At 64.8% G+C, this 15,572-nt stretch carries 14 protein-coding genes; 4 read left to right on the top strand and 10 right to left on the bottom strand.

Annotated features, from left to right (window positions below):
• Nucleotides 1-8: 8 nt before the first annotated feature.
• The 3 genes from EYF70_RS12500 to tssF are packed head-to-tail and all read right to left on the bottom strand — an operon-like array spanning nt 9 to nt 4,107.
• Entirely contained in the window at nt 9-1,199 is a 1,191-nt protein-coding gene (locus EYF70_RS12500) for an AcrVA2 family anti-CRISPR protein (protein ID WP_131145701.1), read from the bottom strand.
• A gap of 32 nt (nt 1,200-1,231) precedes the next feature.
• The gene (gene tssG, locus EYF70_RS12495) at nt 1,232-2,326 is read right to left on the bottom strand and encodes a type VI secretion system baseplate subunit TssG (protein ID WP_131145700.1); all 1,095 of its coding nucleotides are present in this window, start codon (nt 2,324-2,326) and stop codon (nt 1,232-1,234) included.
• Entirely contained in the window at nt 2,290-4,107 is a 1,818-nt protein-coding gene (gene tssF, locus EYF70_RS12490) for a type VI secretion system baseplate subunit TssF (RefSeq protein ID WP_131145699.1), read from the bottom strand. Before tssF ends, tssG begins: the two co-directional genes overlap by 37 nt.
• Before the next feature lie 184 nt (nt 4,108-4,291).
• Between tssF and tssK the strand changes: the two genes are divergently transcribed.
• Nucleotides 4,292-5,659: a type VI secretion system baseplate subunit TssK gene (tssK, locus tag EYF70_RS12485; RefSeq protein ID WP_131145698.1), complete on the top strand. Its 1,368-nt coding sequence runs from the start codon at nt 4,292-4,294 to the stop codon at nt 5,657-5,659.
• A gap of 15 nt (nt 5,660-5,674) precedes the next feature.
• Here tssK and EYF70_RS12480 read toward each other — a convergent pair whose 3' ends face one another.
• Nucleotides 5,675-6,928, bottom strand: coding sequence for a TIGR03862 family flavoprotein (locus EYF70_RS12480; RefSeq protein ID WP_131149062.1), 1,254 nt, complete (start codon nt 6,926-6,928; stop codon nt 5,675-5,677).
• 84 nt (nt 6,929-7,012) lie between these two features.
• Between EYF70_RS12480 and EYF70_RS12475 the strand changes: the two genes are divergently transcribed.
• On the top strand, nt 7,013-7,270 hold the full coding sequence (locus EYF70_RS12475) for a hypothetical protein (RefSeq protein ID WP_131145697.1): 258 nt from the start codon (nt 7,013-7,015) through the stop codon (nt 7,268-7,270).
• Between the two features lie 52 nt (nt 7,271-7,322).
• On the opposite strand, the gene moaD is transcribed toward EYF70_RS12475, so the two are convergent.
• The 6 genes from moaD to kbl form a co-directional block, all read right to left on the bottom strand.
• Nucleotides 7,323-7,580: a molybdopterin converting factor subunit 1 gene (moaD, locus tag EYF70_RS12470; RefSeq protein ID WP_131145696.1), complete on the bottom strand. Its 258-nt coding sequence runs from the start codon at nt 7,578-7,580 to the stop codon at nt 7,323-7,325.
• A gap of 1 nt (nt 7,581) precedes the next feature.
• Nucleotides 7,582-8,808, bottom strand: a complete 1,227-nt coding sequence (locus EYF70_RS12465; RefSeq protein ID WP_131145695.1) for a molybdopterin molybdotransferase MoeA — start codon at nt 8,806-8,808, stop codon at nt 7,582-7,584.
• Between the two features lies 1 nt (nt 8,809).
• Nucleotides 8,810-10,312 carry a threonine synthase gene (gene thrC, locus EYF70_RS12460; RefSeq protein ID WP_131145694.1) on the bottom strand — a complete coding sequence of 501 codons (1,503 nt, stop codon included), beginning with the start codon at nt 10,310-10,312 and terminating at the stop codon, nt 8,810-8,812.
• 158 nt (nt 10,313-10,470) lie between these two features.
• Entirely contained in the window at nt 10,471-11,865 is a 1,395-nt protein-coding gene (locus EYF70_RS12455; RefSeq protein WP_131145693.1) for an L-serine ammonia-lyase, read from the bottom strand.
• Nucleotides 11,866-11,909: 44 nt separating this feature from the next.
• Entirely contained in the window at nt 11,910-12,872 is a 963-nt protein-coding gene (locus tag EYF70_RS12450) for an NAD-dependent epimerase/dehydratase family protein (RefSeq protein WP_131145692.1), read from the bottom strand.
• A complete protein-coding gene (kbl, locus tag EYF70_RS12445; protein WP_131145691.1) occupies nt 12,872-14,074 on the bottom strand; it encodes a glycine C-acetyltransferase in 1,203 nt (400 codons plus the stop codon). Before kbl ends, EYF70_RS12450 begins: the two co-directional genes overlap by 1 nt.
• Before the next feature lie 207 nt (nt 14,075-14,281).
• Between kbl and EYF70_RS12440 the strand changes: the two genes are divergently transcribed.
• Nucleotides 14,282-14,863, top strand: a complete 582-nt coding sequence (locus tag EYF70_RS12440; RefSeq protein WP_131149061.1) for a helix-turn-helix domain-containing protein — start codon at nt 14,282-14,284, stop codon at nt 14,861-14,863.
• A 109-nt stretch (nt 14,864-14,972) separates the two neighbouring features.
• Nucleotides 14,973-15,545: a hypothetical protein gene (locus tag EYF70_RS12435; RefSeq protein ID WP_131145690.1), complete on the top strand. Its 573-nt coding sequence runs from the start codon at nt 14,973-14,975 to the stop codon at nt 15,543-15,545.
• Nucleotides 15,546-15,572: the final 27 nt, after the last annotated feature.

The following is a 15,572-nucleotide window of genomic DNA, read 5'->3' as shown; positions in this document are numbered from 1 at the left end:
ATTGCTGATCAATTCCGTAAGCACGCGACAGGAACGCATTGGCCTGCATTTTCCTGGCGAGCAGCGGTCTGGCACTCAACCAGCCTGTCGGCACGCACCAAAGTCGGCGCGATGAAAACCACCTTGCGCAACGTCGACTGCGGTCCATAGGGCTGCATCCGAAAATGACCGTTTCTCCAATGTGGCGCTACGTCCCCGCGGCCAGCCTGGAGAAGCGACGGCAGGGCCACCGGGCCGAACACGATACGGTCATATAACTCCGCAGCCAGGCGGCGAAGCCTGGCAGCCTTCTTTGGACCGACAGCACGCAGTCGCGCCATCGCAGCGCCAAGAGGCGCTTGTTCCAGACGTCGCGCATTGGCCATCGACCAGTACAAGAAAACCTTGCCGCAAACCTGGGCAATGGCCAGTTGTTGGGAATGAACTGTTTCGGACAGGCCAGGCTCGAGATGCACGTCTCTCAGCACATCCAGCACACTGTCGTTTTCGTTTTCGATCACGATGCTCGTGGTTGCGCCCCCCTGCGTCCGACCATCGCCGTATTCGAATATCGACAGGATCGTGATTGCCCGCCTGCCGTCATTCACCGCTTCGAATACATAGGCGCCGGTAACGCGCTGATCGATGTCCTCGGCAAGCGTCACCACTGGCTGCAGTTCGGTACCGAAGCGAATGAAACAGGCGGGAAAGGGAGGTCGAAGCTGGCTCACCGGAATATCGGCGCCAGGGTCCGACGAGGCCAGCAACTGTTTCACGGTTGGCGTCAGCTCGAACAGTGCATGGGGCCGCAGCCAATACATGCTCGCTGCGGTTGCAAGTGCCGCCATTCCCTTGAGACATCTCTCCAGGTTTGCAGGGGCCGCGTAGCCGGCCGTCCTGCAGCGATGGAACAGCATCTTGAAAACGGCTTCGTTCTCGCTGAATGATGATGATGTGTCGATCGTCCGCATCGCCAACGAACTGTCGAAAACTGACGCATGAATGGCTGGCCATTCTTTCCAGGCACTGGAGAGCCTGGTGTTGCGTGCGTGAACCGGGGGCGGATGCGTGCTATGCCGGGAAAACGTTTCGTCGCTCGCATTGCACAGTGCCAACGTGGCAGCGTCGAATTCCGCATCGCCCTTCGGGCGGTATGCGCCGCCATGGTTTGGCGGCGCGCCAGTATCCTTTACACATCGATGCAAATCCTGGCGTGTCATGCCACTCTCCCTGCATGAAGTCATATGGACCATCAGCGTCTCGCCACCGATGGCTTCAACGCGTATCCGGTTTCCGTTCGCGCCACCCGGCCCGCTTCGCCATCGAGATGAGCGTCCCAACCCAGCCGGCTTGTCTCGGCCCCCCTCCGGCTTGTCAACACCACGCGTCGCGAGGCCGATGGCTTCAGGTGCAAACGCACCTCGAACGTCAGGGCAGGCAGGCCGAACAGTGCCAGCATGCTTTCGAGTGCCGCCGCGCCGGGCGTGCCAGGCAGGAAGCGTTCGAAATCAGGCCGGTCGACAGGTCCGATATGGATGTCCACCTGCTGGTCGCGTCGCCAGAGCCGGTTTCCCAGCATCGCGCCATTTCCCAGCCTGGCGCCTGAGCACTCACGGCTGCCGAGCCGGCTGCGCTTGTGGTCGGGAATGTGATCCCAGTTCCCCACGAACGGCTCCAGGGCGATCGGCACGGCGAAGTAGTCGCTCAACACGTTCGCCACCGCGTTCGCCGAAACCGGCCGAGTGCGCAGCAACCCGGCGTAATACGCCATCACTTCATCGGGAACGCCGTTGAGCTCACCCTGTACACCGCCTGCCACGCCGTTACGGATGCCCGCCAATGCCAGCATCAACGGCAGGCGCGTGTCGGTACCATCGGTGTCGATCGTCTGCTCCAGCCGGAACTTGCCCAAGGCGCGGACGAACAAGGTGGTGAGCCGCTGCGTGAACAGGTCGACGAACGCACGGGCGCTATCGTCGTCGCCCCAGCGCAGGGACGCGGCGATCCGTTCCGTCACGGTAAGCGGCAGGCCTCCCTGCGTGCCGAGCAACCCGACGAATGCCGGGGTCAACGTAAAGCGCACCGCGCCGCCAGTACGCAGCCCGTCCAGGATTCGGGCAGCGGAATCGAGCGCTCCCGGCCCGGCTTCCAACGCCTCGATCTCACTGGGCGGAAAAGTCATCGCCAGGCTGTTACGAAACTGCAGCACGGCTCCTTCGCCAGCCAAGCCGTTTTTTCTAAGCCAGCGCAGCAGCAGTCGCACTGCCTGCGCGAACTGGAAGCGGTGCGGCTCGGCCAGCAGCCGGTCGATCACACTGGCTTCACAAAGCCGTTCCGAGGTTTGCATCGGACCAACTCCTTTCCGGTTTGTTTAGAGAGCACGACGAGTTCGATGAAGCTGTTGACCTGCACATACAGGCCCAGGAAATGGTCGATCACTTCGATGAACAAATGCATGCTGGTGCCGGCAAAGGCTCCTTCATCGAGCGTCAGCCGTACTTCCAGACCGTGGACAAGCGACGACCCGTATTTGTGCCGCAGCCACGTAACGGTTTCGGCTTGGTCGAGCGCCACGATGCCGTCAATCTGTCGCCGGGAGATCGGCGATTGCGGCAGGTCGTACAGGGCCAGCATCTCGCGCAATGCCGGCAGGCCGTCCCGCGACAGCGCATGGTGATTGAGCGTGAGGTGGGAAATGAGCCGCCAGTGCCGCGCCGGTTCCGACCCGAACCGGTAGGGCGGCGTTGGCTTGCGCACGTAGCGGATCTTCGCGCTGTCGGCATCGCGCGGCGGAAACAACTCTCCGCTGCTGCCCAACGATGCGGGCAGATCCCGATTCGTGCATGTCAGCTTGATCGACAGGCTTGTCTTCCGCACCGCCATCGGATCGAAGTCGGCATCGACCAGCGTGATCCGTTTTTCATGGCCGGGGCTGGCGGCCGCCACGGCGCCATCCGTCCGCGCCACCCAGTAGTGCTGGTTGCCCTCGACCCTTTCGCCGTGCCGCAATGCGTAGAATGGCCGGAACTCGGTGATGGATTCGTCCGTGCCGGTGCCACGTATCATGCGGACCGAGTCGATTGAGTAAACCTCGAAGTCCGATGCTCGCGACGCATCCGCAACGACGCCATAATCAGCTGAAAAGTGTGTCAATGCGACGGGCACGCCGGACCGTTCGAACAGGTTGACGGCCGGACTGCAGCCCAGCAGCAGGTTCCCGGCGGACAGGCTGGCCAGCATTCGCGCAGTGTCCGAATCCCATCGGAGATCGCCGATTGCCAGATGCAGCGTGAACCTGCCCGCGCCAATCGGCACGTGGCGTGCGATCTCGGCGAGATCGATATCGAAGAAGTTGAACTTTTCGGGGAACGCGAAGAATTCGGTGAGTCCACGGTAGGCAGGATGCGACCGCGCCCCAAAGGGAATCAGCGCATCCTCTTCCGCAAAACCCACTTGCGCGAATGGAATCACGGACAACGGCTGCCAGGGCCCTTCTTCTACCTCGATATGGGCGCAGCGCGCACGCAAGAAGAGTGCGTCGCGCAGGCATGCGCAAAACGAAGGCTCGCCGTCGATGAATACACGTATGCGGCCTAGCTGGGCCACCCCTTCGCCTTGTAGCGTGATGCTGATCGCGGAAGTCGCCCCGGGTGGCAGCTCCGATCCGCTGGAGGGACGGACTGCGTTGTCGAAACGCGCCTGGATCACCGCTACGGGGGCGAGCGTGATGTCGTAGGCCGTGCGGAACTGACAGCGAACGCCGCTCAGCACTTCAGAATGCAATTCGGTTCCGCGTGCCAGCGTCAACACGGGTTGCGTCCCCGCAGCGCGCACGGCCGGATGGGTGGCTTGCACGATCGTGCAAGAAGGGAAAGGCAGCAGGTAGTGCGGGAACAGCGACTCCAGCAACCCCTCGGTGAATTCAGGGTAACCATCGTCCTGGCGCTTCGCCACGCGTGCGGCGATCAGCGCCACGGACTCGATCAGCTGCTCCACATGTGGGTCGGGGCAGATATCGGCACCCAGTTGAAGCTTTCCCCCAATCTTTGGATACCGTTCGCTGAACTCGCGGCACAGCCGGCGCAATGACACCAGTTCACGTTCGAAGTAAGGCAGCAAACTATCCATTCGATCCTCTCCGCAACATCTTGCCGGAAGGCTAGTATCGACAAATTGCCTGATGCCAACTTGAGCTTGCGCAAGCCATACCACTATGAGGCGCGTACGTGACAGGCATCGCAGATTTGAGAAGCGTCAAATGATTTTCTGAAGAGAAATCCATACTGCCCGTTCACATTTCCTGGGGAAAAACATGAGCTTGCCATCCAAGATTCTCTGGTCCGAAGGTCTCGCACTCGATGCGCAACACCTCCAGCAACTGGACCGCTATCATGAAGGTCGTCTGAAGCACATCGTGAATGCACTTAACCCGAATGCATGGGGTGTGCAAACTGCGCGATGGGGGATAGAAGATGTCGAGCGAGGAAAACTGCGCGCTGAATCCCTCACGCTCGTCTTCAAGGACGGCGAAATCTATCAGGCGCCTTACTCGGATCCGTTACCGCTCACCGTCGACCTGGCCGAATTGCCGGCCGACGTATCCAGCTTTGTGTATTACGCAGCGCTGCCCGCTCTGAATTCACGCGGTGGCAATGTGGCGCGGGCGGATGTACCTGGAGCCGCCGTCCCCCACAGCACCGCAAGATTTGCCCAACTTGAATTGCCGACCCTGGATCTCTTCACGGATGCCCTCGTCAGCAAAGTCCGCTACCTGAAAAAGTCGCTGCGCCTGCTGCCGGAGCATGAGGTCAGCGAAGCGTACGAGTGCATTCCCGTCGTGAAAATCCGCCGCAAGGCCGACGGCGCCTTCGAGATCGATCCGCGCTTCATTCCCCCCGCGCTCTCCATCGAAGGAGCACCTGCCTTGCAGAATCTGATGAGCAGCCTTCTCGCGAAGATGAGTGCGAAAGCCGATGCGCTATATGGCATGCAGCACCAGCCCAACGGCAGCGCCGTGAAGGCGCACGTGGGTGACGTTTCGTCGTTCTGGATGCTCAGCACCATCACGACTGCAAGCACCGGACTCAGTCATGGCACTTGCTCGGCACATACACATCCCGCGGAGCTGTTCGGCATGCTGCTGGCACTGGCGGGTGGACTGATGGCATTTTCGCGCAAATTCTCCATCGCCGATCTGCCCAGGTACCAGCACGAGATGCCGACGGAATCGTTCCGCATACTGGCCGACATCATCTGGGAACTGCTGGATACCGTCGTTTCATCGAAATATGTGCCGATCGCATTGACACGCAAGAGCGAAACCAGCCCATACCATATTGCCCAGCTGGACCCCACCGTTGTCGACGCACAGGGCCGCCTGTACCTCGCCGTGAATGCGAACATGCCCGCGCTGAACCTCGTGGCGGAAGTGCCCCGGCAAGTGAAAATCGGTTCCCCATACGAGGCGGAGCAGCTGGTCCGCAGCGCGCTGTCCGGCGTACCGCTGGTGCACATGCCACAAGTACCGATGGAAGTCCCGGTCCGGCCAAACACCTATTATTTTTCGATCGAAAATCGGGGCGAGCGATACGAATCGATCATGAAAGCACAGGCGCTGGCAGTATACGCGCCAACCACCTTGCAGGACTTGAAACTTGAGTTGTTCACCTTGACAAAGTAATCGCGCCGGATGGCGTCAAGCGCCGCGACGTCCAAGCCAGGCTGCCACATCGCGGCCCACGGCCACGCCAGCGGCGAGACACGCCGTCAACAGATAGCCGCCGGTCGGGGCCTCCCAATCGACCATCTCGCCGGCCACGAACACGCCCGGCAAGGCGCGCACCATGGTGCCCTCCAGCGCCTCGAACGCCACGCCGCCGGCACTGCTGATGGCTTCGTCGATCGGGCGCGGCGCGCGCAGCGTCAGCGGCAAGGCTTTCAAGGCACGGGCCAGCGCCACGGGATCGGCGAACTGCTCCTTGCCCAGGCATTCGTGCAGCAGCCCCGCCTTCACACCCTTGATGCCCAGCCGCCCCTGCAGGTGGCTGGACATCGAGCGCGAGCCGCGCGGCCGCGCCACTTCGGCCAGCACGCGGTCGGCCGGCAAATCCGGCAGCAAGTCCAGCTCGACGACAGCGCTGCCGTGCAATGTCATCTGGTCGCGCACGGGCGCCGACAACGCATAGATGAGGCTACCCTCGACGCCCGTCGCCGTGACGACGAACTGGCCCTGCTTGCGGACGGGCTGCCCGTTCCCGTCCGTCCATGACGCGGCGACCGTGGTGAGCGGCTGGCCGGCATACCGTTCCGAGAACAGCGGGCTCCAGTCCACGTCGAAACCGCAATTGGAGGGCCGCAGCGGCGCCACCTCGATGCCGCGCGCGGCCAGCAGCGGCAGCCATGCGCCATCGGAGCCCAGCCGCGCCCAGCTGGCGCCGCCCAGGGCAAGCACCGTGGCATCGGCCCGCGCGAGCAATTCTCCGGCGGGCGTATCGAAGCGGAGCGCGTGATCCGCCCATCCGGTCCAGCGATGGCGCTGGTGGAAATGCACGCCCGCCTCGCGCAGGCGGTGCAGCCATGCGCGCAGCAGCGGCGCGGCCTTCATCTCGGTCGGGAACACGCGGCCGGAGGTGCCGACGAAGGTGTCGATGCCCAGGCCGTGCACCCAGTCGCGCACGGCATCGGGGCCGAACGCGTCCAGCATCGGCCGCAGCGCCGCGGCGCGGGCGCCATAGCGCGTCACGAATCGTTCGTAGGGTTCGGCGTGGGTGATGTTCATGCCGCCGCGGCCGGCCAGCAGGAACTTGCGGCCGACGGACGGCATCGCGTCGTACAGGTGGACGTCGAACGCGCCGGTGCGCGACAGCGTTTCGGCGGCCATCAGGCCGGCCGGTCCGCCGCCGACGATCGCCACGCGCGGGCGGGAAGTGTCGGGGGATGCAGGGGTCATCATGAGGAGCGAGATTGTAGTGCAAAACGCGCCCCGCCCCGGCATACTGGTGGCCTCGCAAGGAAAATCACCGCTGGAGACGCCATGGGCCCGCTTTTCTGGATCAAACGCTACCTGCTCGCGGCCGTGCCGCTGTTCGCCTTCCTGGCGGCGGTGGAATGGGCCAAGGGCACCACGGCGCCGGCGGACATCGCCAGCGCCGCCATCTGGGCCGCGGTGGCCGCCGCGATCTTCACGGGCGCCGCGTGGAACCGCTACCGCAAGGCGCTGGCCTGCGCGGCATGCGACGCGGTGCCGCCGAAGCCCGCCGCGGCGCAGGCACCACGCCGGAAGAAGAAATAGACGAGAAGGAAGCGAGGGGTAGAACGCGTAGCGGCAGGCCGCTGGTATATACTCAGCCGCCCGTTACCGGCGGGAAGAACGCCACCTCGGCGTTCTCGCTCAGCGCTTCGGCGCCGTCGCACATGCGCTGGTTGCATGCCATGCGCAACGCGCGCCCTTCGCCCAGCGCCTCGGCCCACACGCCGCCCCGGGCGACCAGCAGGTCGCGCAACGCGCCCACCGTGCCGACATCGGCCGGCACCTCGATGGTCTCGCCGCCGCTGCCCAGCTTTTCACGGACACTGGCAAAAAACTTCAGGTTGATTCGCATATCAGTACAGCAGTTCGGTAAAGGGAATGAAGCGCACGGTGTCGCCGGCGCTGATCGGCTGGTCGGCCGGGTTGTCGATCAGGCCATCGCCCCACACGGTGGAGGTCAGCACGCCCGAGCCCTGGTTGGGGAACAGGTCCAGGCCGCCGTGGGCATTGATGCGCGCGCGCAGGAACTCGTTGCGGCGGTCGCCTTTCCAGTCGAAGTCCGCGCGCAGCGGGAACACGCGCGGCTCGCTGCCCGCGTTCACGCCCTGCAGCTTCAGCAGGAATGGCCGCACGAACAGCAGGAACGTCACGAAGCTCGAAACCGGATTGCCCGGCAAGCCGATGAAGAAGGCATCGGCCACTTCGCCGAACGCCAGCGGCTTGCCCGGCTTGATGGCGATCTGCCACATGGCCAGCTTGCCTTCCGCTTCCACGGCCGGCTTCACATGGTCTTCCTCGCCGACCGACACCCCGCCGGACGTGATGATCAGGTCGCTGCCCGCGGCGGCCTGGCGCAGCACGGCGCGGGTGGCGTCCAGGCTGTCCGGCACGATGCCGAAATCGGTCACGTCGCAGCCCAGGTTTTCCAGCAGCGCGCGCAAGGTGAACCGGTTCGAGTTGTAGATGCCGCCCGGCGCCAGCGGCTCGCCAGGCATGGTCAGCTCGTCGCCGGTGAAGAACACGGCCACGCGCACGCGGCGCAACAGCGGCAGGCTGGCCAGCCCGATCGAGGCGGCCAGTCCCAGTTCCTGGCTGCGCATCCGCGTACCGGCCGGCAGGATCACGCTGCCGTTGCGGATATCCTCGCCCGCGCGGCGGACCCATTCGCCGGACTTGGGCGCATGGCGAATCGTGACGGTGTCGCCCTGCGCCTCGCACTGCTCCTGCATCACCACCGCATCGGCCCCTTCCGGGATGAATGCGCCGGTGAAGATGCGGGCGGCCGTGCCGGGCTGCAGCGGCTCGCCCACATGGCCGGCGGGAATGCGCTGCGAGATGGGTAAAGTGATCGGCAGCGTGGCGGAGCCGCCCGCGCAGTCGGCGGCGCGCACCGCATAGCCATCCATCTGCGTGTTGTCGCGCGCCGGCACGTCGAGGCTCGACACGCAGTCGGCGCCCAGCACGCGGTCGTTGGCCTCCAGCGTGGGCACCGTCTCGATCTCCGCCACGGGGCGGCAGGCCGCCAGCAGGAAGTCCAGCGCCTGCTGGCGCGACAGCATCGGCTTGCGCGCGCCCGTCATGTCACAGGGCCGTGCCGGCGGCGTCGACGTTGGCGGCGATGTATGCCTTCATCTTGTCGACGTCGGGCGGCATCACCGTGTACTTTTGCGGCAGCGACTCGATATCCTCGAAGCCGGCCGGACGCTCGGCATCCTCACCCAGCGCTTCCAGGATCGTTTCGTTGAATTTCGCCGCCAGCGCGGTTTCCAGCACGATCATCGGCACGCCCGGTTCCAGGTGCTCCCTGGCCACCTTGATGCCGTCCGCGGTATGGGTATCGATGACGATGCCGTAGTCGTCGGCCACGTCGCGGATCGTCTGCAGGCGGTCCGCATGGGTCGACTTGCCGGACTTGAAGCCGTACTGCGCGACCTTGGAGAATTCGTCGCCGTCGCTGCCCGGCCCGCCGGAAAGATCGAAGCCGCCATCGCTTTCCACCTTCGTGAACAGCGCCTTGACGCGCGCCGGATCGCGGCCCACCAGGTCGTAGACGAAGCGCTCGAAGTTCGAGGCCTTGCTGATGTCCATCGACGGGCTGCTGGTGTGGTACGTCTCGGCCGACTTGCGCACGCGGTAGATCCCGGTCCTGAAAAATTCGTCGAGCACGTCGTTCTCGTTGGTGGCCACCACCAGCTTGTCGATCGGCAGGCCCATCATGCGGGCGATGTGGCCCGCGCAGATATTGCCGAAGTTCCCCGACGGGACCGTGAACGACACTTTCTGGTCGTTCGACGTGGTCGCGGCCAGGTAGCCGCGGAAGTAGTAGACCACCTGCGCGACCACGCGGGCCCAGTTGATCGAGTTGACGGTGCCGATCTTGTAGCGCGCCTTGAACTCCAGGTCGTTCGACACGGCCTTGACCATGTCCTGGCAATCGTCGAACACGCCCTCGACGGCGATATTCAGGATGTTCGGGTCCTGCAGGCTGAACATCTGCGCCGTCTGGAATGCGCTCATCTTCTTGTGCGGCGACAGCATGAACACGCGGATGCCGCGCTTGCCGCGCATCGCGTATTCGGCGGCGCTGCCGGTGTCGCCCGAGGTGGCGCCGAAGATGTTCAGCTGCGCATCCTGTTTGGCCAGCGCATACTCGAACAGGTTGCCGAGCAATTGCATCGCCATGTCCTTGAAGGCCAGCGTGGGCCCGTTGGACAGTGCCTGCAGCACCAGCTTCTTGCCGTCGGCTTCTTCCAGCACGCGCAGCGGCGTGATGTCCGCCGCGTTCTCGCCCTCGCGCGCATTGCGGTACACGTCGGCCGTATAGGTCTTCTGCGCCAGCGCCTTCAGGTCCGCTTCCGGAATGTCGGTGGCGAACTTGGAGAGGATCGCAAAGGCGAGATCGGCATACGGCAGCTTGCGCCACGCATCGAGCTCGGCACCGGTTACTTGCGGGTATTCGCTGGGCAGGTACAGGCCGCCATCGGGCGCGAGGCCACCCAACAGGATGTCTGAAAAACGTGCAGGAGATGGCTGGGAAGACACTTCGGCGGCCGACACGTCGGCGCGGGTGGACACATATTGCATGGTTCTGAAATCCGGTTGGGCGCAATTATAGGAACTCCCATACCGGCATGCCAGCTGCAGGCATATCGATATGGGGACTCCAATTATAGTGCGGCCGCAGTTTCTTTGCGAAATTTGCCAGCTTTTCGAATTTTATGCTGTTGCAATGGCCAGAAAAATCAGCAGGCCGCGTGATTCACCGTCACCACGTGCACGGCCAGGCCGCCCAGCGAGGTTTCCTTGTACTTCGCGCCCATGTCCGCGCCGGTCTGCCGCATCGTCTCGATCACCTCGTCGAGGCTGACGAAGTGGGTACCGTCGCCCTTCAGCGCTAGCGACGCAGCGGTGATGGCCTTCACGGCGCCCATGCCGTTGCGCTCGATGCAGGGGATCTGCACCAGGCCGCCGATCGGATCGCAGGTCATGCCCAGGTGGTGCTCGATGCCGATTTCGGCGGCGTTCTCGATCTGCGCGTTGGAGCCGCCCAGCGCGGCCACCAGGCCGGCGGCGGCCATCGCGCAAGCGACGCCCACTTCCCCCTGGCAGCCGATTTCCGCGCCGGAGATCGAGGCATTGCGCTTGCACAGCATGCCGATCGCCGCGGCGCTCAGCAGGAATTCGCGCACGCCGCGCACCGGGTCGAGCGGCTTGCAATCCTCGGCGTAGTATTTCAGCACGGCGGGAATGATGCCGGCCGCGCCATTGGTGGGCGCCGTCACCACGCGGCCGCCGGCGGCGTTTTCCTCGTTGACGGCCATCGCGTACAGCGACACGCCGTTCAGCGCATCGTGCGGCAGTTCGTTGGCGCGGTCGGCGCCCTGCGCCTGCTGCCACAGCTTGGCGGCGCGGCGCTTCACGTTCAGGCCACCCGGCAGCTGGCCGGAGGTTTCCAGCCCGCGCGCGATGCACGAGCGCATCACCTGCCAGATCCGGTCCAGGCCCGCGTCGAGCTGTTCGGCCGGCATGCGCGCCAGTTCGTTCGCGCGCAGCATCTGCGGAATGGTCAGCGCCGTGCGCGCGCCATGCGCCAGCAGGTCCGCCATCGTGTCGAACGGATAGGGCACCGCCGGCTCGCCCGCCGGGTTTTCTCCCGACTTATTGCCAGGCGCGGCGCCCTCGCCTTCGGCGCGGATGAAGCCCCCGCCAACCGAGTAATACACCTTGCTGGTATCGCCGCCGGCGCGGTGCAGCGTGAAGCGCATGCCATTCGGGTGTTCCGGCAGGTTCTCGGTCTTGTGGAAGACCAGGTGGCGGGCGCGCACGAAGGGCACCGTCTTCACGCCCAGCAGGGTCAGTTCGCCGCTCAGCTGCGCCTCCGCCAGCATCTCGTCGACCCGGCCAGGATCGACGTCCTGCGGCGTTTCACCCATCAGGCCCAGGATCACGGCCGTATCGGTGCCGTGGCCCACGCCGGTCAGCGCCAGCGAGCCGTACAGCTCGGCCGTCACGCCGGTCACGTCCTCCAGCGGCCCATGGTCCAGCAGGAAGCGGCGCGCGGCCACCATCGGCCCCACCGTGTGCGAACTGGAGGGGCCGATGCCGATCTTGAACAGATCGAATACGCTCATGTCCATCCTTGTCTCTCTTTATAGTAATAGTGAAGATGGCGTGGCGGGCCTCAGGCGGCCTGGCTGACTTTCACGTCGATGTTCGCCAGCATGTCGCGCACGATCTCGTCGACGCCGATGCGGGCCTGCCAGCCCCAATCGGCCCGCGCCGCGCTGTCGTCCAGGCTGCGCGGCCACGTGTCGGCGATCTGCTGGCGGCTGTCCGGCTTGTAGGAGACCGCGAAACGCGGCACCCGGGCCTTGATCGCGGCGGCCAGCTGCTCCGGCGAGAACGACACGCCGGCCACGTTGTACGACGAGCGGATCTTCACCTGCTCCGCCGGCGCGTCCATCAGTTCGAGCGTGGCGCGGATCGCATCGGCCATGTAGATCATCGGCAGCGTGGTGTCCGGGCCGAGGAAGCACTCGTAGCGCTCGCCCCGCAGCGCCGCGTGGAAGATCGCGATCGCATAGTCGGTGGTGCCGCCGCCCGGCGGCGACTTGTAGCTGATGATGCCGGGGTAGCGGATGCTGCGCACGTCCACCCCGTATTTCAGGTGGTAGTACTCGCACAGGCGCTCGCCGGCCAGCTTGCTGATGCCGTAGATCGACGTCGGATCCATCACCGCCATCTGCGGCGTGGCGTCCTGCGGCGTGTTCGGGCCGAACGCCGCGATCGAAGAAGGCCAGAACACCTTCAGGGGCTTGCCGATCTCGCCCCGTTCACGGGCAATCTCGAGGATGTTCAGCAAGCCATCCATATTGAGTTTCCACGCCTTCAGCGGCGCCTGCTCGCCGGTGGCGGACAGCATCGCGGCCAGCTGGTAGACCTGCGTGATGTCCTGCGACGAGACCAGCTGCGCCAGCGCTTCTTCGTCGAGCACGTTCAGCACCTGGTATTGCGCGGCGCCGTACACGTTGTTCGGCGAGATATCGGTGGCAAACACATTGTCCGCGCCATGCTTCAGCGACAACGCTTCCACCAGTTCGCTGCCGATTTGCCCGTTGGCGCCGATGACGAGTATCCGTTCCATTATTGATCCTTCAGAATGCCGAGTTCCTTGCCGGCCTGCGCGAACGCGGCCAGTACCTTGTCGAGCTGCTCGCGGGTGTGCGCCGCGGAGAGCTGCACGCGCACGCGCGCCTGGCCCATCGGCACCACCGGATAGAAGAAGCCGGACAGCAGCACGCCCAGTTCATACATGCGTGCCGCGAATTTCTGCGCCACCGGCGCCTCGAACAGCATCACCGGCACCACGGGGTGGGTGCCCGGCTTGATGGTGAAGCCGATGCGCTCGATCTCGCTGCGGAAGTACGCCGTGTTCTCGTGCAGCCGGTCGCGCAGTTCCGTCGATGCCGAGATCTTTTCCAGCACGGCCAGCGAAGCGCCGGCGATCGACGGTGCCAGTGTGTTCGAGAACAGGTACGGGCGCGATTTCTGGCGCAGCGTCTCGATCACCTCCTTGCGGCCGGACGTGAAGCCGCCCATCGCGCCGCCCAGCGCCTTGCCCAGCGTGCCGGTGATGATGTCGATCTTGCCCAGCACGCCATGGTGCTCGTGCGTGCCGCGGCCGGTCTTGCCCATGAAGCCCGAGGCGTGGCATTCGTCGATCATCACCAGCGCGCCGTACTGTTCGGCCAGCGCGACGATCCGGTCCAGCTGGGCGATCGTGCCATCCATCGAGAACACCCCATCGGTCACGATGATCTTATGGCGCTTGCCGGCGGCCGCCTGCAGCTGGGCTTCCAGGTCGGCCATGTCGTTGTGGGCATAGCGGTAGCGCGCCGCCTTGCACAGCCGGATGCCGTCGATGATCGAGGCATGGTTCAGCGCATCGGAGATGATCGCGTCGTTCTCGTCGAACAGGGGCTCGAACACGCCGCCGTTGGCGTCGAACGCGGCGGCATACAGGATCGTGTCCTCGGTGCCGAGGAAGGCGGAAATCGCCTGTTCCAGCTGCTTGTGCACCGTTTGCGTGCCGCAGATGAAGCGCACCGACGACAGGCCGTAGCCATACCGTTCGGTGGCGTCGATCGACGCCTTCGCCACCCATTCCTCGCCGGACAAGCCCAGGTAATTGTTGGCGCACATGTTGATCAGCGTCCGTCCATCGTCGCCCGTCACTTCCGCGCCCTGGCGCGAAGCCAGCACGCGCTCGGGCTTGTACAGGCCCTGTTCGCGCAGCTGCTCCAGGTTGTGCCGCAGGCCGGCGTAGAAATTCGCTTGTGTGCTCATGGTTTTCCTCGGGTTGGGTTCGCGCGGTCTTGCGGGCGGCGGCCGGTTGCTTGACCGGCACGTTCGCCCTGTTGTACCGTGCATCGCGGAGAACAGGGTATCGAACTTCGCCCCGATTCCTGTATTTTCTCCGGTTTTCATTATGTTGAACTTTTGTTCGATATACTGAATCCTACATAAGCTTATTGAACTTTGCAACCGCCAATGATGAAATCACCCGCCCCACCCGCCGCCAACGCTCCGCCCGAGGTGGGCGCCGCCCTGCAACGCCTGCGCCTGGCGCGCGGCCTGACGCTGGAAGACCTGTCGCGCATCGCCGGCGTGTCGAAATCGATGCTGTCGCAGATCGAGCGCGAAAAGGCCAATCCCACCATCGCCATCACGTGGCGCCTGGCCAATGCGCTGGGCGTGGCGATCGGCGAACTGCTGGCAGACGAGCAGCGCCCGGTCGACACGATCCGCGTCGTGGACGCGCACGAAACGCCGACCCTGCCCGGCAATCACGCCGGCTATGTGCTGCGCATCCTCGGGCCGATGGAACTTGCCGGCAAGTACGAATGGTATGAACTGACCCTGGCGCCGGGCGGCGAACTGGTCTCGCAGCCGCACGACCCCGGCACCACCGAGCACGTCACACTGCTGCACGGCGCCATCGAGATCGAGGTGGGGGCGCACAAGAAGAAGGTCAAGCTGGGCGGTACCGCGCGCTATCCCGCGGACCAGCAGCATGCGCTGCGCAACATCGGCAAGGTGGAGGCGAAGGCGCTGCTCGTCGTCATTCACCGCTAGTCATCCACCGCCAGTCATCCACCGCTGAGCCGTGGCGCCGCTTCCTGCCGTGCTCTGCGTTTCTGCGGCGCCCCCTACAATGCGTTCCTGTCCATGACATTTACCAATAATGAACATCGTTTGCATCGCCTGGGGTTCGCTGCTGTGGAAGCCTGGCCCATTGAAGCTGGCGTCCGGCTGGCACCCGGGCGGCCCCCTGCTTCCCCTGGAATTCGCCCGCGACAGCGATGACAGCGACGAACTGGCGCTGGTGCTGTGCGCCGGCGCGCCGGCCGTGCCCACTTACTGGGCCTACGTGGACGCCCCCGACCTGGCCGCCGCGCGCGCCATGCTGGCCGCGCGCGAGAAGATCGCCCCCGGCCATCCGGAATTCATCGGCAGCATTCCCGCCGTCGGGGGCGCGCCTGTCCAGCACGAAATCGCCGCCTGGCTGGGCGCCCGGCGCATCGATGCCGCGATCTGGACGGCCCTGCCGCCCAAATTCGCCGGCAGCGGCGGGCGCATGCCGTCCGCCACGGAAGTGGTCGCGTTCCTGGCCAGCCTCGCAGGCGAAACGCGGCAGGCCGCCGAGTTCTACCTGCGCCGCACCCCGCCCCACATCGATACGCCTTACCGCCGCGTGATCGCGCGCAGCCTGGGCTGGCATCCATTGCGCGAAGCCGGCGTCACGCGCATGTACTGACACCGCACGGCCGTTCTTTCCGGCCGG

Source organism: Pseudoduganella albidiflava (assembly GCF_004322755.1).
In the GTDB taxonomy this organism is placed as follows: Bacteria; Pseudomonadota; Gammaproteobacteria; order Burkholderiales; family Burkholderiaceae_D; genus Rugamonas; species Rugamonas albidiflava.
The sequence above is the reverse complement of the archived record's forward strand: the minus strand, read 5'-3'. Positions and strand labels throughout refer to the sequence as shown.

Excerpts from the sequence above, each read along its gene's own strand:
- EYF70_RS12500 (WP_131145701.1), bottom strand. The coding sequence starts at position 1,199 with ATGACACGCCAGGATTTGCATCGATGTGTAAAGGATACTGGCGCGCCG.
- tssG (WP_131145700.1), bottom strand. The coding sequence starts at position 2,326 with ATGCAAACCTCGGAACGGCTTTGTGAAGCCAGTGTGATCGACCGGCTG.
- tssF (WP_131145699.1), bottom strand. The coding sequence starts at position 4,107 with ATGGATAGTTTGCTGCCTTACTTCGAACGTGAACTGGTGTCATTGCGC.
- tssK (WP_131145698.1), top strand. The coding sequence starts at position 4,292 with ATGAGCTTGCCATCCAAGATTCTCTGGTCCGAAGGTCTCGCACTCGAT.
- EYF70_RS12480 (WP_131149062.1), bottom strand. The coding sequence starts at position 6,928 with ATGACCCCTGCATCCCCCGACACTTCCCGCCCGCGCGTGGCGATCGTC.
- EYF70_RS12475 (WP_131145697.1), top strand. The coding sequence starts at position 7,013 with ATGGGCCCGCTTTTCTGGATCAAACGCTACCTGCTCGCGGCCGTGCCG.
- moaD (WP_131145696.1), bottom strand. The coding sequence starts at position 7,580 with ATGCGAATCAACCTGAAGTTTTTTGCCAGTGTCCGTGAAAAGCTGGGC.
- EYF70_RS12465 (WP_131145695.1), bottom strand. The coding sequence starts at position 8,808 with ATGACGGGCGCGCGCAAGCCGATGCTGTCGCGCCAGCAGGCGCTGGAC.
- thrC (WP_131145694.1), bottom strand. The coding sequence starts at position 10,312 with ATGCAATATGTGTCCACCCGCGCCGACGTGTCGGCCGCCGAAGTGTCT.
- EYF70_RS12455 (WP_131145693.1), bottom strand. The coding sequence starts at position 11,865 with ATGGACATGAGCGTATTCGATCTGTTCAAGATCGGCATCGGCCCCTCC.
- EYF70_RS12450 (WP_131145692.1), bottom strand. The coding sequence starts at position 12,872 with ATGGAACGGATACTCGTCATCGGCGCCAACGGGCAAATCGGCAGCGAA.
- kbl (WP_131145691.1), bottom strand. The coding sequence starts at position 14,074 with ATGAGCACACAAGCGAATTTCTACGCCGGCCTGCGGCACAACCTGGAG.
- EYF70_RS12440 (WP_131149061.1), top strand. The coding sequence starts at position 14,282 with ATGAAATCACCCGCCCCACCCGCCGCCAACGCTCCGCCCGAGGTGGGC.
- EYF70_RS12435 (WP_131145690.1), top strand. The coding sequence starts at position 14,973 with ATGAACATCGTTTGCATCGCCTGGGGTTCGCTGCTGTGGAAGCCTGGC.